General features: G+C 64.7%; 22 protein-coding genes. All 22 read left to right on the forward strand.

What is annotated here, in order from left to right; genetic code table 11:
- Positions 1–4 precede the first annotated feature (4 nt).
- The 22 genes from KF785_02865 to KF785_02970 all read left to right on the forward strand — a co-directional run bounded on the left by KF785_02865 (position 5) and on the right by KF785_02970 (position 21,550).
- A complete protein-coding gene (locus KF785_02865; protein ID MBX3145687.1) occupies positions 5–1,570 on the forward strand; it encodes an NADH-quinone oxidoreductase subunit M in 1,566 nt (521 codons plus the stop codon).
- A complete protein-coding gene (locus KF785_02870) occupies positions 1,567–3,069 on the forward strand; it encodes an NADH-quinone oxidoreductase subunit N (protein MBX3145688.1) in 1,503 nt (500 codons plus the stop codon). Before KF785_02865 ends, KF785_02870 begins: the two co-directional genes overlap by 4 nt.
- An 87-nt stretch (positions 3,070–3,156) precedes the next feature.
- Positions 3,157–4,527, forward strand: coding sequence for a phosphomannomutase/phosphoglucomutase (locus KF785_02875; protein ID MBX3145689.1), 1,371 nt, complete (start codon positions 3,157–3,159; stop codon positions 4,525–4,527).
- Positions 4,528–4,532: 5 nt separating this feature from the next.
- Entirely contained in the window at positions 4,533–6,941 is a 2,409-nt protein-coding gene (locus KF785_02880; GenBank protein MBX3145690.1) for a UPF0182 family protein, read from the forward strand.
- Between the two features lie 105 nt (positions 6,942–7,046).
- Positions 7,047–8,186 (forward strand): ADP-forming succinate--CoA ligase subunit beta, encoded by a 1,140-nt coding sequence (gene sucC, locus KF785_02885; GenBank protein MBX3145691.1) that lies wholly within the window; start codon positions 7,047–7,049, stop codon positions 8,184–8,186.
- Positions 8,183–9,070 (forward strand): succinate--CoA ligase subunit alpha, encoded by an 888-nt coding sequence (sucD, locus tag KF785_02890; GenBank protein ID MBX3145692.1) that lies wholly within the window; start codon positions 8,183–8,185, stop codon positions 9,068–9,070. The genes sucC and sucD overlap by 4 nt, the downstream gene beginning before the upstream one ends.
- Positions 9,071–9,112: 42 nt before the next feature.
- On the forward strand, positions 9,113–9,544 hold the full coding sequence (gene ndk, locus KF785_02895) for a nucleoside-diphosphate kinase (protein ID MBX3145693.1): 432 nt from the start codon (positions 9,113–9,115) through the stop codon (positions 9,542–9,544).
- A 62-nt stretch (positions 9,545–9,606) separates the two neighbouring features.
- The gene (locus tag KF785_02900) at positions 9,607–10,071 is read left to right on the forward strand and encodes a DUF177 domain-containing protein (protein ID MBX3145694.1); all 465 of its coding nucleotides are present in this window, start codon (positions 9,607–9,609) and stop codon (positions 10,069–10,071) included.
- Positions 10,072–10,080: 9 nt separating this feature from the next.
- Positions 10,081–10,260 (forward strand): 50S ribosomal protein L32, encoded by a 180-nt coding sequence (gene rpmF / locus KF785_02905; GenBank protein MBX3145695.1) that lies wholly within the window; start codon positions 10,081–10,083, stop codon positions 10,258–10,260.
- Positions 10,261–10,265: 5 nt separating this feature from the next.
- The gene (gene plsX, locus KF785_02910) at positions 10,266–11,273 is read left to right on the forward strand and encodes a phosphate acyltransferase PlsX (protein MBX3145696.1); all 1,008 of its coding nucleotides are present in this window, start codon (positions 10,266–10,268) and stop codon (positions 11,271–11,273) included.
- Complete coding sequence (locus KF785_02915; GenBank protein MBX3145697.1) at positions 11,274–12,260, forward strand: ketoacyl-ACP synthase III; 987 nt, start codon at positions 11,274–11,276, stop codon at positions 12,258–12,260.
- Positions 12,254–13,186, forward strand: a complete 933-nt coding sequence (gene fabD / locus KF785_02920; protein MBX3145698.1) for an ACP S-malonyltransferase — start codon at positions 12,254–12,256, stop codon at positions 13,184–13,186. The genes KF785_02915 and fabD overlap by 7 nt, the downstream gene beginning before the upstream one ends.
- Positions 13,183–13,926, forward strand: a complete 744-nt coding sequence (fabG, locus tag KF785_02925; protein ID MBX3145699.1) for a 3-oxoacyl-[acyl-carrier-protein] reductase — start codon at positions 13,183–13,185, stop codon at positions 13,924–13,926. The genes fabD and fabG overlap by 4 nt, the downstream gene beginning before the upstream one ends.
- A 13-nt stretch (positions 13,927–13,939) precedes the next feature.
- Positions 13,940–14,182 carry an acyl carrier protein gene (locus tag KF785_02930; protein ID MBX3145700.1) on the forward strand — a complete coding sequence of 81 codons (243 nt, stop codon included), beginning with the start codon at positions 13,940–13,942 and terminating at the stop codon, positions 14,180–14,182.
- A gap of 39 nt (positions 14,183–14,221) precedes the next feature.
- Positions 14,222–15,430 carry a beta-ketoacyl-ACP synthase II gene (fabF, locus tag KF785_02935; GenBank protein ID MBX3145701.1) on the forward strand — a complete coding sequence of 403 codons (1,209 nt, stop codon included), beginning with the start codon at positions 14,222–14,224 and terminating at the stop codon, positions 15,428–15,430.
- An 85-nt stretch (positions 15,431–15,515) separates the two neighbouring features.
- The gene (mqnE, locus tag KF785_02940; protein ID MBX3145702.1) at positions 15,516–16,694 is read left to right on the forward strand and encodes an aminofutalosine synthase MqnE; all 1,179 of its coding nucleotides are present in this window, start codon (positions 15,516–15,518) and stop codon (positions 16,692–16,694) included.
- 6 nt (positions 16,695–16,700) lie between these two features.
- Entirely contained in the window at positions 16,701–17,558 is an 858-nt protein-coding gene (locus KF785_02945) for a menaquinone biosynthesis protein (protein MBX3145703.1), read from the forward strand.
- A gap of 39 nt (positions 17,559–17,597) precedes the next feature.
- Entirely contained in the window at positions 17,598–18,659 is a 1,062-nt protein-coding gene (gene mqnC / locus KF785_02950) for a dehypoxanthine futalosine cyclase (protein ID MBX3145704.1), read from the forward strand.
- A gap of 26 nt (positions 18,660–18,685) precedes the next feature.
- Complete coding sequence (gene ispF / locus KF785_02955; GenBank protein ID MBX3145705.1) at positions 18,686–19,165, forward strand: 2-C-methyl-D-erythritol 2,4-cyclodiphosphate synthase; 480 nt, start codon at positions 18,686–18,688, stop codon at positions 19,163–19,165.
- Positions 19,162–19,779 carry a DedA family protein gene (locus KF785_02960; GenBank protein ID MBX3145706.1) on the forward strand — a complete coding sequence of 206 codons (618 nt, stop codon included), beginning with the start codon at positions 19,162–19,164 and terminating at the stop codon, positions 19,777–19,779. The genes ispF and KF785_02960 overlap by 4 nt, the downstream gene beginning before the upstream one ends.
- The gene (xerD, locus tag KF785_02965; protein MBX3145707.1) at positions 19,776–20,681 is read left to right on the forward strand and encodes a site-specific tyrosine recombinase XerD; all 906 of its coding nucleotides are present in this window, start codon (positions 19,776–19,778) and stop codon (positions 20,679–20,681) included. The genes KF785_02960 and xerD overlap by 4 nt, the downstream gene beginning before the upstream one ends.
- Positions 20,682–20,791: 110 nt before the next feature.
- Positions 20,792–21,550, forward strand: a complete 759-nt coding sequence (locus KF785_02970; protein MBX3145708.1) for a hypothetical protein — start codon at positions 20,792–20,794, stop codon at positions 21,548–21,550.
- Positions 21,551–21,694 lie beyond the last annotated feature (144 nt).

The raw sequence follows: 21,694 nt of genomic DNA on the forward strand, positions 1-21,694 counted from the left end.
CGCCATGGAAAACTTTCTCGACTCGATCGGGTACAACACCTGGATCCTGCACGCGCTGCTGCTGGTTCCGGCGCTGGCCGCGATTCCCGTCTTCCTGAGCACTCCGGCACTGGCCAAGCGGCTCGCGTTGCTGGTCACGGTCGTGGAACTGGTGCTGTCGCTCGGCCTCTGGTGGTCCGTCGACACCAGCACCGGAACCATGGAACTCGTGTCCACCGTGTCGTGGATTCCACAGTGGGGGATTTCCTACGCCGTCGGGATCGACGGCATCTCCCTCATGATGGTGCTGTTGAGCACCCTCCTGATGCCGCTCTGTGTGCTGGGCAGCTACAACTACATCACCCAGCGCGAGCCCGCGTATTACGCGCTGCTGCTGATCCTCACCACGGGAATGATCGGTGTGTTCGTCGCCACCGACATGTTCCTGTTCTATGTGTTCTGGGAAGTCATGCTGATCCCGATGTACTTCCTGATCGGGATCTGGGGCGGCAAGAACCGGCTCTACGCCACCCTCAAGTTTTTCATCTACACCATGGCGGGCTCGCTGCTCATGCTGGTGGCGATCATCGTGATGGTCCGGATCGCGGCCGTCTCGAGTGGCACCGTCTCGTTCTCATACTTCCATCTCCTGCAGTACTCGACCGGGGCGGCCATGACCCGGGCGGCGCCGCTGTTGTTCCTGGCGTTCTTCCTGGCGTTTGCCATCAAGGTGCCGATCTTCCCGTTTCACACCTGGCTGCCTGATGCGCACGTCGAGGCGCCAACCGCCGGGTCGGTCATTCTGGCCAGCGTCCTGCTCAAGATGGGAACCTACGGATTCCTGCGCTTTGCGATTCCGTTCTTCCCGAGCGTGGCCTTCAGTGACTTCGTGACTTCGACGGTCGTCACGCTTGCGGTCATAGGGATCATCTACGGCGCGCTCGTCGCCATGGTCCAACCCGACATCAAGAAACTGGTGGCCTACTCCTCAGTCAGTCATCTCGGCTTCGTCATGCTCGGGATCTGGGCTGCGTCGGTGCAGGGCGTCCAGGGCGCCTTGATGGTCATGATCGGTCATGGTTTCTCGACAGGCGCGCTCTTCTTCCTGATCGGCATGCTGTACGAGCGCAGGCACACGCGGGAAATCAGCGACTACGGCGGCATTGCCAAGGTGGTGCCAGTCTTCAGTATCCTGCTGACCCTGGTTGCGCTGGCGTCGATCGGACTGCCTGGACTCAACGGCTTCGTTGGCGAGTTCCTCGTTCTGGTCGGCTCGTTCAAGGCGTTTCCGATCGCCACAGGTCTGGCCACGACGGGCGTCATTTTCGCTGCGGCGTATCTGTTGTGGGCGCTGCAGCGGATGATCTTCAATCCGCTCGACAAGCCGGCCAATCAATCGATTCGGGATCTCGATCGGCGCGAACTGCTGGTTCTCGCACCCCTCATCCTCGGCATTATCTGGATGGGCCTCTATCCGAAGCCCGTGCTCGACCGGATGGAACCCGCGGCGAAGCAGTACATTATGCGCGCCAAGGGCGGTGCCCCGATCGACGGCGCGCAGCCGATTACCGTTGGGAGCGTAAACCGATGAACGGCCTCGACCTCGCGACGCCCGCCGGTGTGATGCTGGCGCTGTTGCCGGAACTCGTCGTCATTGCTGCAAGCCTGGTCGTGCTGCTCGTCAACGCCTGGCGGCATCAGACGGCTGCCGACTCGCGATTGGCAGGCTGGATCTCCCTGACCGGGATCGTGGCGGCCCTAGCGGCCCTGGCGGCGCTCTGGCAGTCGGGAGCGACCCCGATCGGTCCGCCCCATATGATTGCGCTGGATGGGTATCGCTTTGCCGCTCTGGCCATCATTCTCGTGGCCAGCGCCGGGACCATTCTGCTCTCGCTCGACTACAACGAGCGCGAGTCGCTGATCGCGCCGGAGTACTATGCCCTCCTGCTGATGGCAACGGCAGGGATGATGTTCCTGGCCGGCGCCGAGGACCTGATCGTCTTCTTCCTCGGGCTCGAGGTGATGTCGATTCCGGTGTATGTCCTGGCGGCATTCAATCGGCGCAGCGTGGTCTCCGCAGAGTCCGGCCTCAAGTACTTCCTCGTCGGAGCCATCGCATCGGCCTTCCTTTTGTACGGCATCGCCCTGATCTACGGGGCGACCGGATCGACGGCCTTGACCGCCATCGGGGCCAGTATCGCCACACACGGTGTAACGCCGCTTGCTGCGATTGGCATCGCGCTGGCCCTGGTCGGGATGGGCTTCAAAGTCGCCTCGGTTCCCTTCCACATGTGGGCCCCGGACGTCTATGACGGGGCGCCCACGCCGGTCACCGCCTATATGGCCACTGCGGTCAAGGCCGCGGCCTTCATTGCGTTGGTTCGCCTCCTGATGGTCGGCTTCGGCACCGAAATCGACAGCTGGCAGCCGCTGGTTGGCGGGCTGGCGGCCGCGTCGATGATCCTGGGCAACCTGGTGGCGCTGGCGCAGCGGTCACTCAAGCGCATGCTCGCCTACAGCTCCATTGCACATGCGGGCTACATCCTTGCCGCGATCTGGACCGGCAGCCAGGCTGGTGCAAGCGCCACGTTGCTCTATCTTGCGGCGTATGTCATCACCAGCCTCGTCACCTTCGGGATCCTGAGCGTGCTGGGCCGCGGGGGCGAGCGCGAAGTCACGCTTGACTCGATTGCCGGTCTGGCGGCGCAGCGGCCGGGGGTCGCTTTTGCGCTCAGCGTGGCGATGTTCTCTCTGCTCGGTTTTCCCGGTACCTTCGGCTTTATCGGGAAGTGGGCAATTCTGTCAGCCGTGGTGGCGGAACATCAGTATTTCCTGGCCGTCATTCTGGTGCTCACCAGTATCGTGTCGGTCGGCTATTACCTTCCGGTGGTGCGGGCGATCTACATGAAGTCGCCGGTCACGACCGATCAGCACGATCATGTCAGGCTGCCGGCCCCGGTTCGCTGGACGGTCGCCGTTGGCGTGGTCCTGGTCTTGCTCTTCGGTGTGCTGCCTGGCTCGGTGATTCAGAGCTCGGATACCAGCGCCAAGTCGTTTGCCGGTACGGCCTTGGATCGCGTCAGCAAATAGCGGAGGGCCGGATGGGGCGGGCATCAGGCCCGCCCCACGCCCCGACCTCCCGCACGACCTGTTACTTGCGGGGGTGAGCACCGTTCCATGCAGATACCGAAGAACATCTTTCGCCAGTATGACGTCCGCGGTCTGGTCGATCGCGAGCTGACTCCGGATTTTGCGCGCGCCCTCGGGCGCGCCTTTGCGTCAGCGGGCTGGTCCAAGCTCGGTCGCGCTCCGGTCGTCGCGGTTGGTCGGGACAACCGCCCGTCCGGCGATGCGCTCGCGCGCGGCGTTCGAGCAGGTATTGCCGCAGCTGGCGGAACGGCGATCGATGTCGGGATGCTGCCCACCCCCGCGCTGTACTACGCGGTCCATCACCTCAAAGCGGATGGTGGGCTCCAAGTGACCGGTTCGCACAATCCGCCGGAATTCAACGGGTTCAAGATGGTGCTCGCCGGTGAGGCGATCCACGGTGAGGCCATCCTCGACCTGCACGACGTCATTGTCGCCGAGACATGGAGGACAGGGGAGGGCGGTGAGCGGGTCGACGGCTCGATCCTCGATGCCTATGCTCATGCCATTGTCAGTCGACATACTCTGGCACGGCCGGTCAACGTCGTGGTCGACTGCGGTAACGGCGTTGCCAGCCTGATTGCCGAGAAAGTGTTGACGGCGCTCGGCTGCGAGGTCACGCCGCTGTTCTGCGAGTCCGATGGGACCTTTCCGAACCACCATCCCGACCCGACCGTACCGGAGAACCTCGAGGATCTCGTGCTGGCGGTCCGCCGGACCGGGGCAGAACTGGGCGTGGCCTTCGATGGCGACGGCGATCGGATCGGCGCGGTCGATGAGCACGGCACCATTATCTACGGCGACCAGCTGCTGGTTGTGCTGGGTCGGGATGCAGTCCGTCGCTTTGGCCGAGACGTCCCGGTCATCTTCGACGTCAAATGTTCCGAGGTGCTGCCCCAGGCGCTCCGGGACGCGGGGGCGCGTCCGGAGATGTGGAAGACCGGTCACTCGCTCATCAAAGCGCGGATGAAAGAGCTTGCCGCGCCACTCGCAGGCGAGATGAGCGGCCACATCTTTTTCGGCGGCGACTATCTCGGCTTCGACGATGCGTTGTTTGCCGCGGCCCGCCTGCTCGAGATCGTGGCCGCCGGCGCCCCCGGGCTGCATCGTCACCTTGCGGACCTGCCCACGACGTATGCGACTCCGGAGATTCGGGTCGATTGCCCCGACGATGTCAAGTTCGGCCTCGTCGAGGAGGCTGCGGCATATTTCGGGTCGCGGTACGATGTCAACACCATTGATGGCGTTCGGATTGCCTACCCGGACGGGTGGGCGCTCTTGCGGGCGTCCAATACTCAGCCGGTGCTGGTGATGCGCTTCGAAGCGACCAGCGAAGCCGCTCGCGATCGCTACCAGGACGAGATGCGCAGCTGGCTCAGGCAACGAGGGATTGAGGGGTAGTCTTGATGCCGTCCGGTCGGCGCCGCCTGGTGTGGGCCGGTGCGGTTGCTGTGGTCGTACTCGTCCTCGGACGCTGGATGGCGGTGTTTGCCACGGAGCGCCTTTGGGAAGCCAGCGTCTCGGAGGCCGCCGCCCTGGTCGGTACCCGGTTCGCGCTGTACCGAGCCGGGCTGGAGTTGATCGGCCTTGCGGTCGCGGTCGGCTGGTTTGCGGGGCATTTCGCCTGGATCGCTCGATCCATCGTCAAGCAGGGTGGCGCGGTTCCGCGCCCGTTTGCTCACCTGTCTGAACGGCTTCTCTATCAACTCGTCATCGCGCTCGGGGCCGTCGTCGGCGTCGGTGTCGGCGGCGGAACGGGGCAGTGGCTCCATATCGTACTCCTCAGCGGGCAGGACCTGACACTTGGTGTCGCGGATCCGCTGCTCGGCGTCGATCTCGGCGTGTTTGCGGCTGGGCTGCCGCTCTGGGAGTTGCTCTATACCAGGGCCGTTGGGTTGGTGGTTCCTGCGTTGATTGGTGTTGTGCTGCTGGCTACGGCTGGCGGATTGCTGCGCCTGGAGGCGCGCCGGATCAGGCTGCTGTCCGGGGCGCGCCGCCAGATCGCCTCACTGCTCGTTCTGGCCGCCCTGCTGATCGCGTGGGGCTATGCCCTCGAGCCCTTCAGGCTCGCCGCCGTCGACAGCGCCCGGATGGGACCGGCGGAGTACCTGCTGCGCACTACGGTCAGCCAGGTCATCGCCGGTCTCGCGATGCTCGCCGCGCTGCTGACGCTGCTTTGGGCGATTCGCCTCCGTCCGATCGTGGCGGTTGGCGGGTGGGTCGGTCTGACCCTCGCCACGCTAGGGGGGAGCATTCTGGTCCGCTCCCGAACGACCGACACACCGCTCGCCGCAGCTGAATTGCAGGTGCTTCGACGGGTCGATTCGGTAGCAGTCGGGGTCCGCCTTGCCCGGTTTCGGCCGGCCACGATCCCTGCGGTCGCTCCGTCCCTCTGGGATCGCGCGTCGCTGGCAAGCCTGGCTCGTGCCGACACCGGCGGCACCGTTGACGCCTGGCCGGGCGCCATCGTCCGGTCCGATTCGGTCTGGCCAGCCTGGGTGGTGATCCGGACGCGGAGCACTGCGGTCGAGCCTGAGTTGCTGGCCGTACCCGATGACGGAATCGGCCCCTCAGGCGGCATTGTCTCGCTGCGCCCGGGCAGCGATGAAGTCACCCCAGGTGCGTACCCACTGGAGACGATTGCGCGACACGATGTTCGCCCCGGGGCACCCGAGTATGTGGTGTCTCCCAATGCCTCCGGAGTGGCTCTGTCGAGCGCGCCGCGACGTCTGGCACTGGCCTGGTCATTACAGGCCGGCGAACTGCTTGGCGCGCAAACGTCGGATCGGGTCGCCTGGAAACTGGATCCTCTGATTCGGTTGGCAGGGGTGGCGCCGTTTGCCGAATGGGAGAGCCCCCGGGCCGTTCTCGTCGACGGCGGACTGATTTGGATCGTCGACGGATATCTCGCCGTGCCGCGCTTTCCCGTCAGCCGGCTGGTCCGCTGGCGCTCAGGGCAAGTCGGCTACCTCAAAGCGGCCTTTGTCGGTGTGGTTCGGGCCGACGGCGGGCAGGCTCGCGTGCACCTTCGTCGCGATGCCGATCCGCTAGCCCTGGCCTGGGCTCGCGTGGCGGCGCCGCTGGTCGAGCCGGCCGAGCAGGTGCCTCACGCGCTGGCCTCGCTGATCGGGGTTCCGCCACTTGCCGCCGCTGCGCAGGCGCAGGTGCTCTCGGGACCGGCCTGGCTCGACCTTGCAGTCGCGTCCGGGAATCGGGAATCATATCCTCTGGTTGCTCCGCAGATGCAGGGAACGATCGATCATCCCTTTCTCGTTCCGCTGGTTCGCAGCAACGGGCAGCGCCTGGCGGGCCTCCTCCAGATTCCGGATTCGACTGGAGCAGCAGCGTTTCTGAACGTCGACAGCGCGCTGGCGGTTGGTGCGCCACGTGACCTTCAGGCCCGCTGGGAGCGCTTCCCGTTCTTTCAGCAGCTTCGCGATTCGGTCCGGGCTGCGGGTTCCGAGCTGACCTTCTCTGCCATCCGCTTCGGCGCCATCGGCGATACCCTGATCGCCTATCAGCCGGGGTATGCCTTGGGTCCCGATGCGCGGGGCGGTATCGTCCTTGTCAACGTGGCAATGGGACAACGGCTCGGTGGGCAGCGGACGTACGAGGAAGCCTGGCGCAACTTACGAGGCGAGCTCGGCCCTGATGCGTTGGTCAGCGATCCGATCGCCCGGCTCGACCGGGCCCGCTACTGGCTCGAGCGGGCCGACGCCGCGCTGGCCCGGGGCGACCTCCAGGAATTCGGTCGTGCCTTCGCCGCACTTCGGGAGTTGATCCGGGCCGCTCGGAGCCTGCAGACTACGCCGTAAGTGTTGGTATTGTTTAGGCTTACCCGATGAGCTACTTTTGGGCCGCATGTCGGGCCCAGGGGGCTCGACCTCCGACGGTCCATTGTCACATGAGATGAGCGGAACGTGAACCTTCACGAATATCAGGGTCGCGACTTATTCAGAGCGGCTGGCATTCCGATGCCCGACGGCGGCGTCGCGACCACGCCGGACGAAGTTGCGGCCATTGCGGCACGCTTGGGAGGAACGGTCGTCGTCAAGGCCCAGGTCCATGCCGGCGGCCGGGGCAAAGCGGGGGGTGTCAAGCTCGCCAAGGGTGCCGATGAAGCGCGGGCCCACGCCGAGAAGATTCTGGGAATGACGATCAAGGGGCTGGTGGTCGAGCGTGTGCTCGTCGTGCCGGCGGCCGAAATCGCATCCGAGAGCTACGTTGGTCTGCTGCTCGATCGCGAATCCCAGCGCCCGCTGTTCATGGTCAGCTCGGCGGGCGGCATCGACATCGAGGAAGTCGCGGCACAAACGCCGGAAAAGATCCACCGTCTGGCCATCGATCCGCGCTACGGTGTCCTTCCGCACCAGTCGCTCGCGCTCGCCCTCTCGCTCTACTCTGATTTCAAGCAGGTCCGCGCGGCCGCTCGCATCATCGAACAGCTGTATCAGGTGTTCATGCAGTCGGGCGCCTCGCTTGCCGAAATCAATCCGCTGGTGACGACACCGGACGGTCAGGTGCTGGCCCTCGATGCCAAGGTGTCGATCGACGACAACGAGCTCGATCGGCGTCCCGACTTGGCGGCGTTGCGCGATGAGAGCGCCGAGGAGCCGAGCGAGGTAGCTGCACGGCAAGCCAGTCTGACCTTCATCAAGCTCGACGGCAACGTCGGATGTGTCGTCAACGGTGCTGGTCTGGCCATGGCCACGATGGATCTGGTCAAGTACTACGGCGGCGATCCGGCCAACTTCCTCGACATTGGCGGAAGTTCGAATCCGGAAAAGGTCGTCAACGCGCTGCGCATCATCACCAGCGATCCGGCCGTCAAAGTCATCCTCTTCAACATCTTCGGCGGCATTACCCGGACCGACGACGTTGCCAACGGCATCGTGACGGCAACCAAGCAGTTTGCCGTCAACGTGCCGATCGTGATTCGATTGACCGGGACCAACGAGAGAGAGGCCGTGCAGATTCTGACCGGCGCCGGCATGACGGCACTCAACGATATGGACGAAGCCGTCAAGCAGGCCGTCGCGCTGGCGCAGGAGGCACGATGAGCATCTTTGTCAATCAGGCGACTCGCCTCGTGGTGCAGGGCATTACGGGGCGCGACGGCTCGTTTCACAGCAAGCAGATGCTGGCGTATGGAACCAACCTCGTCGCCGGTGTCACTCCGGGCAAGGGCGGCCAGACGTTCGAGGGCTCGGTGCCGGTGTTCAATACCGTCGCGGAAGCGGTCCGCGATGCGGGGGCCAACACCTCCGTGATTTACGTGCCGCCGATGATGGCCGCAGGCGCCATTGCCGAGGCGGCGGACGCCGGGATCAAGCTTATCGTCTGTATCACTGAAGGCGTGCCGGTCCTCGATATGACCCGGATCATGCCCTTCGTTCGCGAGCGGGGTGCCCGGCTGATCGGGCCGAACTGTCCTGGCCTGATCACGCCGGGCGTGGCCAAGGTCGGCATCATTCCTGGGCAGATTTGCGCCCCTGGCAGGGTGGGGCTCGTGTCGCGTAGCGGTACGCTGACGTATGAGGTCGTCAACCAGCTCACCAAGAACGGCATCGGCCAGAGCACCTGCGTTGGCATCGGCGGCGATCCGATCATCGGCACCAACTTCATCGATGTGCTGGGCGCCTTCCAGGACGATCCGGATACCGATCTGATCGTCATGATGGGCGAAATCGGGGGAACCGACGAGCAGAATGCGGCCGCCTTCGTCAAAGCCAATCTGACCAAGCCGGTCATCGGCTTCATTGCCGGGCAGACCGCGCCGCCGGGTCGGCGGATGGGTCATGCCGGTGCCATCGTCTCGGGGTCGTCAGGCACGGCGGCGGAAAAGATCGAAGCGTTCAAGGCTGCCGGGATCGGGGTGATGGAACGCCCGGTCGACGTGGTTCGTCTCGTCAACGAAAAGCTGGGAGCCAAGGCCGGGCGCTAAGCCCGGTCGGCATCCGATCGACAGTATCGTCAGGGAGAAGACATGGCAGGTCGTCAGACGTTGGGAATCGTGAAGCCGGACGCCGTTGCGGCTGGCAACCTGGGCAACATCGTGGCCAATCTCGAGCAGCGTGGCTTCACGATTCGCGCCGGTCGCCTGGTGCGCCTCTCCCGGGCTCAGGCCGAGGCGTTCTATGAGGTACACCGAGGACGGCCGTTCTACGGTGAGCTGGTCGACTTCATGTCCAGCGGGCCGTGCTTCCCCATGGCGCTCGAACGCGATGATGCGGTTGCCGCGTTCCGAGCCGCGATCGGCGCCACGGACCCAGCCGAAGCGGCGGCCGGAACGATCCGCAAGCTCTACGCGGAGTCCAAGGGTAAGAACGCCGTGCACGGTTCGGATAGCGATGAGAACGCCGCGCGCGAGATTGCCTTTTTCTTCTCCGAATCCGAGCGCGCGGGGCTCTGGGGGTAGGGGGAGGTTGGTACCTCGGTTCGGCTTGCCGTAACCCCGCACCTGGAATAGCTTTAAGGGCTATGCTCCGAATCGATATTCGGGAGCTCCATCGGGGGCCGGTCGAGACCGTCGGGTCGCTCGCGCCGACGGCGCCGCTCTGGGAAGGGCTGGGGCTCGAGTTTGCCGGGCCCGTGGCGGTTTCCGGTCGGCTCGAGGCCAGCGGTCGGGATGATTACCGATGGCGGGGCCGGATCCGTGGCGAGGTGAAGGCAACCTGTCGCCGGTGTTTGACGGAGTTCATCCAGGCGGTCGATACGCCCATCGAGGCGCTGTTTTCGGCCAATCCGGACCTGGAAGACGATCCGACAGTCTACCTGCTCGAGGAGCCGGTAACGCACGTCGACGTCTCCAAGGCGGTCCGCGAGGAGCTGGGTCTCGCGCTCACGGCGTACCCGCTGTGCCGCGAGAATTGTGCGGGGTTGTGTCCGCACTGTGGAGCAGACTTGAACCAGGGCCCCTGCCGGTGCGGGCCCGTGTCACCCTAGGGGAATCCCATGGCAGTACCGAAGAGAAAGACCTCGAAGTCGCGCAAGCGGATGCGCCGCAGTCACCATTCCGCCGCCTCCACGGCGCTGCAGGCATGCTCCCGGTGTGGTTCGCCGCGCCTCCCGCATCGGGTCTGCGGATCGTGCGGGTACTACGCCGGTAAGAAGCGTCTCCCGGTCGAGGATTGACGAACGTGGTTCGCGTCGTCGTCGACGCGATGGGCAGCGATCACGCCCCTTTGACGGAAGTCGAAGGCGCGGTTCGCGCGTTGGCGGAATTGCCCCCCACATTCGTCGTTCAGCTGGTTGGCCCCGCCGACCAGCTGGAGGCAGCCCTTGCCAGTCATCCCGACGTCGATCGGAGCCGGCTTCTCGTCGTCGATGCGCCTGAGGTCATCGGGATGGGTGAGAAGCCCCTCGAGGCGGTGCGCAAGAAGCGGAAAAGCAGCATCGTGGTCGGACTGGGTGTTCAAGCGGCTGGCCAGAGCGATGCCTTCGTTTCCGCCGGGAATACCGGTGCGGTCCTGGCCGCGTCCACGATCGTGCTTGGCCTCCATCCGGGGGTCGAGCGGGCCACCGTCGGAACCCTGCTGCCCAGCGTCGACGGCCCCGTTCTGATGCTGGATGCGGGCGCCAATCTCGATTGCTCGGCTCGTGAGCTACTTGGCTTTGCCAGCCTCGGCTCGATCTACATGCGCGACGTTCTGAACCGGCGCTCCCCGACCGTCGGCCTGCTCAACGTGGGCGAAGAGGAAGGCAAGGGAACGGCCATCGTCAAAGAGGCGCATGAGCTGCTCAAACATGCCAGCGGTTTCACCTACCTTGGCAACATCGAAGGCCGGGACATTCTGGCCGGACACTCGAAACGGGGCCGAGTCGATGTCGTCGTCTGCGACGGCTTCGTCGGCAACGTGGTACTCAAGTTTTATGAATCGGTGCTCGGCTTGATTCGTCATCTGGCAGACGGAGAGGGCCTCTGGGAACTGCCTGCTGCGCAGCGGGCCTTCCGGTCGCTCGACTATTCTCAATATGGGGGCGCCCCGCTCCTGGGCGTCAAAGGGCTCTCGGTGATCTGTCACGGGAGTTCCAACTCCAACGCCATCATGAATGCGATTCGAGTTGCGGTCCATGCGGTCGAACGCGGCCTGAATCAGCATATCGGTCTCGAGTTCGCGGGTCACGAGGCGTTGGGCCAAGCCTAGATGCGCCAGCCGATCGCCCGGATTGCCGGGGTCGGCGCCGCGGCGCCGATCGAGGTGGTCACCAACGCCGATCTCGAGCGGACCCTGGATACCAGCGATGCGTGGATCGTCGAGCGCACCGGCATTCGTGAGCGGCGACGCCTTCCTGCGGACCGAGCGTTGTCGGACCTCTTCGTCGAGGCTTCGCTGACGGCTCTCGGCCGCGCCGGTTTGCCGTTTTCGGCAATCGACACCATCGCCTGCGGCACGGTGACGCCGGATCGCCGGCTCCCCTCGACCGCGTGCGAGGTGCAGGCCAAGCTGGGCGGCGGGACCGCCGCGGCCTTCGACATCGTCGCGGCATGTCCCGGCTGGCTCTATACGCTGACGGTCGCCGAGGGGCTGATCGCAAGCGGAGCAAGCAGGAACGTTCTGGCACTCGGCGGCGATCGGCTCAGTTCGATTACCAACTTTGCCGACCGCAACACGGCCGTTCTCTTCGGCGATGGCGCTGGCGCTGCCGTGCTGGTGCCGGCCACCGACGAGCGCGGGATTCTCGCGACCTCGATTGGTGCGGATGGCTCGCTGGCGAATCTGCTATACATTCCAGAGGGCGGTTCGTCGCAGCCGCCGACCGAAGCCGGCGTCCGCGAAGGGTTGTACACGATCCGGATGGCCGGACGCGAGGTGTTCAAAGTGGCGGTCCGCCGGATGGCGCAGGCATGCCATCAGGCGCTGGGCAAAGCGGGGGTGCGACCGGAAGACATCGACCTGCTGGTCCCGCACCAGGCGAACATCCGGATCATTCACGCCACCGCCGCCGAAGCAGGCGTTCCGCTCGACAAAGTGATGATCAATATCGATCGCTACGGGAACACCTCGTCGGGGTCGATTCCGCTGGCGCTGGCGCAAGCTGAGCAGGAAGGGCGGCTCAAGCCCGGCATGATTGTCCTGCTGGTGACGTTCGGAGCCGGCTTTACCTGGGGAGCCGTGGTGATCCGATGGTAGCTGACGTTCTGATCTTCCCGGGCCAAGGGGCCCAGAAAATCGGCATGGCGCGCGACCTGGCCGAACGGTTTCCTGCCGCTCGGTCCGTGCTGCTGGAAATCGAAGAGGCGCTCGGGATTCCCCTGACGCGGATCATGTGGGACGGCCCCGAGGCGGAGTTGCTCGAGACCCGGAATACGCAGCCGGCCATTCTGGCCCACTCCGCGGCCGTCCTTGCCGTGGTAGCCGGGCGGTTGGGGCCCGTCGTCGGCGCCGCCGGTCACAGCCTGGGCGAGTACAGTGCCTATCACGCCGCTGGAGCCCTGAGCGCGGTCGATGCGGCCCGCCTGGTTCGCCGGCGGGGTGAGTTGATGCACCAGGCCGGACAAGCCCGTCCCGGGGCGATGGCGGCCGTGCTCGGCCTCGACGGTGCCCAGGTCCAGGCCCTGTGTGCCGAGGCTTCTGCGGCGGGCGGTGGCGTCGTGGTTGCCGCGAACCTGAACGCCCCGGAGCAGACCGTGATCTCCGGCGATCCGGAGGCGGTCGCTCGTGCCGGCGACGCCGCCAAGGCCTCGGGCGCCAAGCGAGTGCTGCCCCTCAACGTGAGCGGCGCCTTCCATTCGCCGTTGATGGCGCCTGCGGCGGAAGGCTTGGCCCGAGCCTTGGCGGACGTCGCCATGGCGGATCCGGCGTATCCGGTGGTGGCGAACGCCGTTGCCGGTCCTGTCACGACCGCCGCCGAAGCGCGCCGGCTGCTGGTCGAGCAACTCACCGCGCCGGTTCGCTGGGTCGAGTCCGCTCAGGTGCTCGCGGGCCTCGCCCCGGCGGTTCGTTTCGTCGAACTCGGGCCCGGTACGGTCCTCAGCGGACTGGTCAAGCGGATCGTGCCCGGAGCCCAGTGTGTGACCCTGGGAACCGCGGCAGAAGTGGAGAAGTTCCTCGCATGAGTATCGCAATCGATCTGACCGGCCAGGTGGCGTTCGTCACGGGCAGTACTCGTGGCATTGGTCTCGAGCTGGCTCGGACGCTGCGCAGCGCCGGTGCCAGGGTCGCGGTGGTCGGCCGTAATGCCGAGCAGGCTCGCGCGGTTGCGGCAACGCTTGGGGACGGCGCGGTTGGTGTCGGCTGCGATGTCAGTGATGCGGCACAGGTCGAGGCGGCCATTGCCCAGGCCGAACAGGCGCTCGGGCCGATTTCCATCCTGATCAATAACGCGGGGCTCACCCGCGACAATCTGCTCCTCCGCCTCAGCGGCGAGGAGTGGGATCAAGTGCTCGACGCCAACCTCAAGGGTGCCTTTCACACCACCAAGGCGGTCATCAAGGGCATGATGAAGCGCCGGGCGGGCCGGATTATCAACATCACCAGCGTGGTCGGGCTGACCGGAAACAAGGGCCAGGCCAATTACGCCGCCAGCAAGGCCGGATTGATCGGCTTCAGCAAGTCGGTGGCCAAGGAGTATGCCAGTCGGGGTGTGCTGGTCAACTGTATCGCACCCGGATTCATCGAGACAGACATGACGGCTGCCTTGCCAGCCGAGGCGCAAGCCGCGTTATTATCCCAAATCGCGTTGGGTCGGTTAGGGCAGCCCGCCGATATTGCCGGTGCGGTGCTCTTCCTCGCTTCCGATCTTGCCCGCTATGTGACCGGACAGGTCCTGGTGGTCGACGGGGGCATGGTCATTTAACTCTGAGGATGACATGAGCGACATGGAAGAAAAGGTCAAAGACATCATCGCCGAAGAGTTGGGCGTCGAACGCGAAAAGCTTACCGAAACGGCGAGCTTCATGGAGGACCTCGGCGCCGACTCCCTCGACACGGTCGAGTTGGTCATGGCGTTCGAGAAAGAGTTCGACATCGACATTCCGGACGAGGAAGCCGAGAAGCTCAAGACGGTCGGCGATGCCCTGCGGTATCTCCGGGAGAAGCTGGGGAACAAATAGGTGGCGGCGCCGACCCGTGTGGTGGTCACCGGCTTGGGCATGCTCACGCCGGTGGGCCTCTCGACCGAGGAGAGCTGGAGCAACCTGCTGGCCGGGAAGTCCGGCGCTGCGCCGATCACCAAGTTCGACCCGAGTCCGCTGCAGGTACGATTTGCCTGCGAAGTCAAAGGCTTCGACCCGCTGCAGTACATGGACAGGAAAGAGGCCCGAAGGTACGACCTCTTTTTGCAGCTGGCGCTCGCTGCAGCGCACCAGGCGGTGACGCAGGCTGGGCTCGAGGGCAAGTTCCCCGATCCGCTGCGGAGCGGCGTCATCATCGGCAGTGGCATCGGCGGAATGATGACGTTCGAGGAGCAGTGCCTGACCTACCTCCAGAAGGGGCCGGATCGGGTCTCGCCCTTCTTCGTTCCGATGTTCATTCCGGACATCGCGGCGGGAATCGTGTCGATCCGGTATGGCCTCAAGGGGCCGAATTTCGCGACCGTGTCGGCCTGTGCTTCGTCGGCGCACGCCATCGGTGAGGCGTACGACCAGATCCGGCTCGGTCGAGCCGACTGCATTGTGGCCGGTGGCTCGGAAGCAGCCATCACCGGGTTAGCCATTGCGGGCTTCCAGAACATGAAGGCACTGTCCACCCGGAACGACGCGCCGGAGCTGGCGAGCCGACCCTTCGATCGCGGTCGCGACGGTTTCGTTCTGGGCGACGGCAGCGCCATGGTGGTGCTGGAGAGTCTGGATCACGCGGTCAAGCGGGGGGCCACCATCATCGGTGAAGTGCTCGGCTACGGGCTGAGCGGCGATGCCCACCACATGACCGCCCCGTCGCCCGATGGGGAAGGGGCCCGCCGCGCCATGCAACTCTGCCTGGCCGACAACGCCGTCGATCCCGCCCGCGTGGGCTACGTCAATGCGCACGGAACGTCCACACCGCTCGGCGACGTCGCCGAAACATCTGCCGTCAAACAGGTGTTCGGTGACCATGCCAGAAATCTGATCTTCGGATCGTCGAAATCGATGACCGGCCACCTGCTGGGGGCGGCTGGGGCGGTGGAGTTCGGGGTTGCCTTGCTGGCGGCAACCACCGGGCAGATTCCGCCCACCATCAACCAGACGGACGCCGACCCGGACTGCGACCTGTTCTCGGCGCCGAACCAAATGGTCGAGCGCCCGATCGACGTGGCGCTATCCAACTCCTTCGGGTTCGGGGGCCACAACGTGACCCTGGCCGTCAGCGCTTATCGGGAGTAGCGGAAGGGCTCAACTCGCCCCGGCCTGGCGGCGTAGCTAGATTACTGGCTGCGCCGCCTAAGTGTTTTTGGTGACAGGAGATAGCATGGCCGATGCCCCCAACCCAGCCCGATTTCGCGATCCGGCACTCCGGCCCATCGCGGAGAAGGTCTTTGCCGGCCAGCGACTCTCGCCCGCTGATGGCGTTGCGCTCTATGAGACGAGCGACATCCTGAGTCTCGGCGCCCTGGCCGATTGGGCCAATCGTCGCAAGAATGGCGACCGGGTCTTCTTCTCGGCCAATCAGCACATCAATCCGACCAACGTCTGCGTGCTGCGCAAGACCTGCGTCTTCTGCTCCTTTGCGCGGCTACCGAAAGAGGACGGGGCCTACACCAGGACGCTCGACGAGGTTTATCACGAAGCTGCGCAGCCGACGGTGCCGCCCACTCGTGAGTTCCACATCGTCGGCGGCCTCCATCCCAAACTCAAGCTCGAGTACTACGCCGAGATGTTTCGGGGGCTCAAGGAGCGGCACCCGCAGGTACATATCAAGGGGCTGACGGCGGTCGAGATTGCGCACCTTGCCCGGATCGAGAAGACATCGATCGACGACGTGCTCGTCCGTCTCAAAGAGGCCGGTCTCGACACCATGCCAGGTGGCGGGGCGGAGGTCTTCAGTTCGGCGGTCCGGGCCACCATTGCCGAACGCAAGCTGACCGGTCGCGAGTGGGTCGAGGTGCACCGGGCGGCTCACCGGCTGGGGATCCGGTCGAACTGCACCATGTTGTACGGGCACGTCGAAACTGCGGCCGATCGGGTCGAGCACCTCGAAATGCTGCGCACACTGCAGGACGAGACCGGTGGTTTCCTGACTTTCATCCCGCTCGCGTACCACCCCGATCACAACGATCTCGGCGAAGAACTCGACCGGACCGGATCGGCGACGACCGGGTATGAAGACCTCAAGAATATCGCCGTGGGGCGGCTCTTCTTCGACAACATCGACCATATCAAGACGCACTGGCCGATGGTGACGCCGTTCATGTCGCAGGTGGTGCTTGATTTCGGGTGCGACGATGTCGAAGGTACCGTCGTGTATGAGCGGGTCTATCACGAGGCGGGGGCCCGGACCCAAATGCATCTGCCGTATCACGGGCTGGTCGAGTTGATTCGCGGGGCGGGCAAGCGCCCGGTCGAGCGTGACAGCTTCTACCAGCCGGTTCGGGAGACGTTCGACGATCTTCCGGTGCCCGGTGCAGCGCCGGCAACCCACGCAGCCTGACGGCCGATGACGGATCTTCCTCTGACGTCGGCGCGGTCGAGCATCCGCCTCGGACGGATTCCCTGGATCAACTGTTATCCGATCTACACCGGCATCGATCGCGGCGTCGTGCCGATCGACGCCGAACTCGTCACCGCGACCGCGGCCGAGTTGAACGACCTGCTCGCGGCCGCCGAGTTGCAGGTCAGCGTCATTTCGGCGGTCGAGTACGCCCGGGACGCGGCGGCGTATCATCTGCTGCCGGATCTGGCGATCAGCTGCGATGGCCCGGTGCGCAGCGTCGCCCTGTTCAGTCGTCGGCCGGTGCATGAACTCGATGGCGCGACGGTGCTGCGCACCGCCTCGTCCCGGACCTCCTCGCTGCTGCTCGAGATCCTCTGCCGTCACCGTTGGCGAGTTCGGCCCAAGTTCGCGACCGTGCGCGCCGAGCCCAATGATCTCGATGTGCTGGCGGGGTTCCCCCATGAAGCCGTTCTGGTTATCGGTGACGCCTGTCTGATGCTGGCCAACCAGGGTCGCTATCCTTACATGACCGACTTGGGACAGGCCTGGAAAGACTGGACCGGGTTACCCTTTGTCTTTGCGGTCTGGGCCGCGCGCCGCGAAGCGGATCGTGGCGCAGTGCAGCGGGTCCACGAGAGCCTGCTGGCATCTCGGGCCTGGGGGCTGGCCCGACTCGATGAGTTGGCCGACTTGGCCGCGGATGCAACCGGGATCGATCGCCGCGTGACTCGGGACTACCTGGGGGACTTGGACTACGCGCTCTCGTACCGTCATTTGGCCGGCCTGACCGACTTCTTTCGTCGGCTGGCACAGGACGGGCTGGTTCCGGATGGCTCGCTCTCGTTCATCAGTGCGGCCTAGCCCGACCCGGGCGGCCGGTGCGAAAGGATGCTCGCGGTAATGGTCGATCGCAATTCAGCCGAGTTCAAGAGTTACCTCGATCTCTATGAGCGGGCTCCGCTGCTCGAGCTCGGTCGCCTGGCCGATGCCGAGCGCTATCGGCACCATCCCGATGAGGTGGTGACCTACATCGTCGATCGCAACATCAACTACACCAACGTCTGCGTCGCCGACTGCAAGTTCTGCGCGTTTTACCGCCGGCCCAAGGACAACGAGGGGTACGTTCTCCCGTTCGAAAAGATCGGGGAGAAGATCGAGGAGTGCAAAGCAATCGGCGGCGTGCAGATCCTGCTGCAGGGCGGCCACAATCCGTACATCCCGTTCGAGTGGTACCTCGAGCTGATGCGCTATATCAAGCGCCATCACCCGATTCACATTCACGGCTTCTCGCCGTCGGAAGTCGTCTTCTTCAGCGAGCGGTTCCGGATGCCGGTTGCCGATGTCGTCCGGGAACTCAAAGCTGCCGGACTCGACAGTATTCCCGGCGGAGGCGGTGAGATCCTCGTCGACGAGATTCGCCAGCAGGTTGCCAAGAAGAAGGCCCAGACGGACGAATGGCTCGGTGTGCAGGAAGAGGCGCACCGACAGGGCATGAAGACGTCGGTCACCATGATGTATGGGCTGGGGGAAACCGCCGCCGATCGAATCGAGCATCTCTTTCGGGTTCGCGAGGTGCAGCGGCGAACCGGAGGGTTTACGGCGTTCATCTGCTGGCCGCTGCAGCCAGATGGAACGGAGCTTGCGCATCTGGTCAAGACCGACGCGGTGTCGTACCTCCGCACCCTTGCCATGGGGCGAATCATTCTCGACAACGTTCCCAACCTGCAGTCGTCGTGGGTGACCATGGGGCTCAAGGTGGGGCAGGTAGCGCTGCGGTTCGGCGCCAACGACTTTGGCAGTCTGATGATGGAAGAGAACGTGGTTTCCTCTGCCGGTACGACCTACCGCGCGACCTTGCGGGAAATGGAGCGCGCCATCACGGATGCTGGCTACCGGGCGCATCGACGGCGACAGGATTACTCGATCATTCCGCCCGCCGAGCTGGTTGGAACCGCGGCCTGAGCCGAACGGAGTCACAGCAGGACACCATGGTGCGTGTCGGGTTCGGGTACGACTCCCATCGCTTCGTCGAAGGACGACCGCTGCTGCTTGCCGGGCAACGGATTCCGTTCCGGTACGGTCTGGCCGGTCATTCCGATGCCGATGCCGTTGCGCACGCCGTCATCGATGCGTTGCTTGGGGCCGCAGGCCTCGGGGACATTGGAACGCTCTTCCCCGATACTGATCCCGCATGGCGTGACGCCGATTCGATGGCGCTGCTCGACCAGGTCGTCGGACGGCTGCACGCGGCCGGGTGGGTCCCCGGCAACCTCGACGTTACGGTGGTGCTCGAGACTCCCAAACTCGGTCCGTTCAAGGCCGCAATAGCGGAGGCACTTGCCCGGCGGCTTGGGATTCCGGTTGAACGGGTCGGGGTCAAGGCCAAGACCAACGAGGGGATGGGGTTCATCGGACGTGGAGAAGGCGTGGCCGTCATGGCCGTCGCAACGGTGGCCCGAGGCCGATGATCGAGTCAATCCTGCAGTCGATTGCCGGCTGGCCGCCGCTTGTCGTGTATGGGCTCGTGGCGCTGTCCTGTTTCGTCGAGAACTTCTTTCCCCCCGCGCCGTCCGATCTTTTGGTCGCCCTGGCGGGGTTTCTCTCTTTCGATGGCAACTACGACCCGATCACGATATTTCTGACCGCCTGGGCTGGAGGCATGGCCGGGACGACGGCCGTGTACTACCTGGTTCGCAAGTTTGGCGACCGGTTCGTCGAATCGCGGATCGGGAGGATCCTGCTGCCGCCGGACGCAATGGCCTTCCTCCTCAAGGAGTACGGTCGCTACGGCATGGTCGGCCTCTTCATTACGCGTCTGCTGCCGGGCTTCCGCTCGGTGGTGGCGCCGTTTGGAGGACTCAACCGCCTCCCCGTTCGGGTCGTTCTGGTTCCAGTTGCGCTGGCCCACGCCGTCTGGTACGCACTGATCACCTGGATCGGCACCCGGATCGGCAACGAATGGGAAACGGTTGTCCGGGTCATCAATCGCCTGATCCAGACGCTTGGCGTTGTCGCCATACTGATTGCGGCGATACTCGCCGTCGGTTTCGTTCTCTGGCGCCGTCGGCGAAAAGCGGCATGAACGACACCCTCGAGCGGAGCTTCGGGCTCGAGGGTTTTCGCGACTACCTGGCGCTGGAGGCCGGGGCCAGCCCGCATACGATCGACAACTATCTGCGCGACCTCCGGCATATGGTCCGGTTTCTGGCTGGGCAGGATGTTGTTACCCTGGCAGCGGTGACTCGGGTCCATCTCCGCGATTTCGTCTTTGCCCTCAAGGACACCGGCGCGAGTCCCGCCACGATCCGTCGTCACGTTTCGGCGATTCACACCTACTACGGCTTCCTGCTCGGCGAGGGAACCGTCACCGAGGATCCCAGCGATCGTCTCGAGACGCCGCGGCGTGGGCGCAAGCTCCCGACCGTCCTGTCCGTCAGCCAGATCGAGGCGTTGCTGGCCGCGCCCGGTCTCGATGATCCGATGGGATGGCGCGATCGGGCCCTGCTGGAACTGGGATACGGAGCGGGCGCACGGGTCTCTGAACTCGTCGGGCTCGGCCTCGAGGACTTGCTGCTTTCCGATCAGCTGATTCGGGTGGTTGGCAAGGGCAACAAACAGCGCCTGATCCCGATCGGCCGGAAGACGGTTGCCGCGGTGTCCGTCTACCTCAACGCACTCCGGCCCAGTCTCGATCGGGGCCGGACCGAGGGGCGGGTCCTGCTCAATGCGCGAGGGCAGCCGCTCAGCCGGGTGGGGGCCTGGGGGGTTGTCAAGCAGGCGGCGACCCGGGCCGGCATCACCGAGCGGGTCACCCCTCACATCCTCCGCCACAGCTTTGCCACCCACCTGCTCGAAGGAGGAGCTGATCTTCGGGCAGTCCAGGAGATGCTCGGACACGCCGATCTGACGACGACGCAGATCTACACCCATGTGGACAGGGAGTACCTTCGGACCGTGCACCGACAGTTTCATCCCCGGGGATGATGGATCGGGCGGGGTCCGAGGCTGTGAAACTTCCCGGTGTGGTACTACGTTACATATAGCAACAGCAACCCCTCGCCATCCGGTCCATGAGGACAGGGAGGTTCGGCCGTATGAACATGCAAGGATACTGGCTCAAGATTGCCGGCAAGGCGCTGGTCATTTTCGTGATCGGCTTCGCGGCCATCAGCATCGTGCGAGCCGGGAAACGGGAGGTCGTCCGGGTGGTCGAATCGGCATCCGACGTGACCGTTCCGCTGCCGTTCGTGCCATTTACGTTCGATGGCGCTCGTGCTGGTACGTTCCGGAATGCCGTCTTCCATCGAAGTGCGCCCAATCGACTCGAAGGTGTCGATGTCACGGTCCGGCTTTCGGACCTCGCGGTCTTGAGCCGGCTGGACGGGTGCCACGCCACCGTTGACGATCCGACTCGACTGAACGAGCGCAGCAGTTTCCGCTGCGTTTCTCTCGACAGCACGATGCAGGAGTTTGGCAAGATCATTGTCCAGACGCGCGGGGACGACGGCAAGTGGGTCGAGTCGCGGGCTGTTCCCCTGGTACTGCCTCGCCAGGTTGCCGAGGACATTCGGAACCAGCAGATCAACACCAGATCTGCCGCCCGCTACGACGCGCGCCGGATGCGTCAGCTCGGCGACAGCATGCGGATTCTCGGTCGTGAGCTGGGTCGCACCGAGGACGCGGCCGATCGGGCGGCTCTCTCGGCGCGGATCGAGGCACTCCAGACGGAAATGGCAGAGTTGACCACGGCCATTACCGAGGCGGCCATGGAGGAAGCCACGGCCCGGGCAGGTGAGGCGGCGGCCAAGGTCCGCGTTCAGGTCCAGACCAAGGTCAGCGGCCCGACCCCGTAGCGGCCGGATCGGGAGGTTTTTCGACCCGGCATCTTGCTTCTAACCTGTTGATTCGCTATATTTTAGCGAATTTTCACCAGTAGAATTCTGGCGCGGCACGACTTTTGACAACGGTCGGCCGCGCTCTTACTTTGTGAGCCATGC

This window comes from Gemmatimonadales bacterium, from assembly GCA_019637315.1.
In the GTDB taxonomy this organism is placed as follows: Bacteria; Gemmatimonadota; Gemmatimonadetes; order Gemmatimonadales; family GWC2-71-9; genus SHZU01.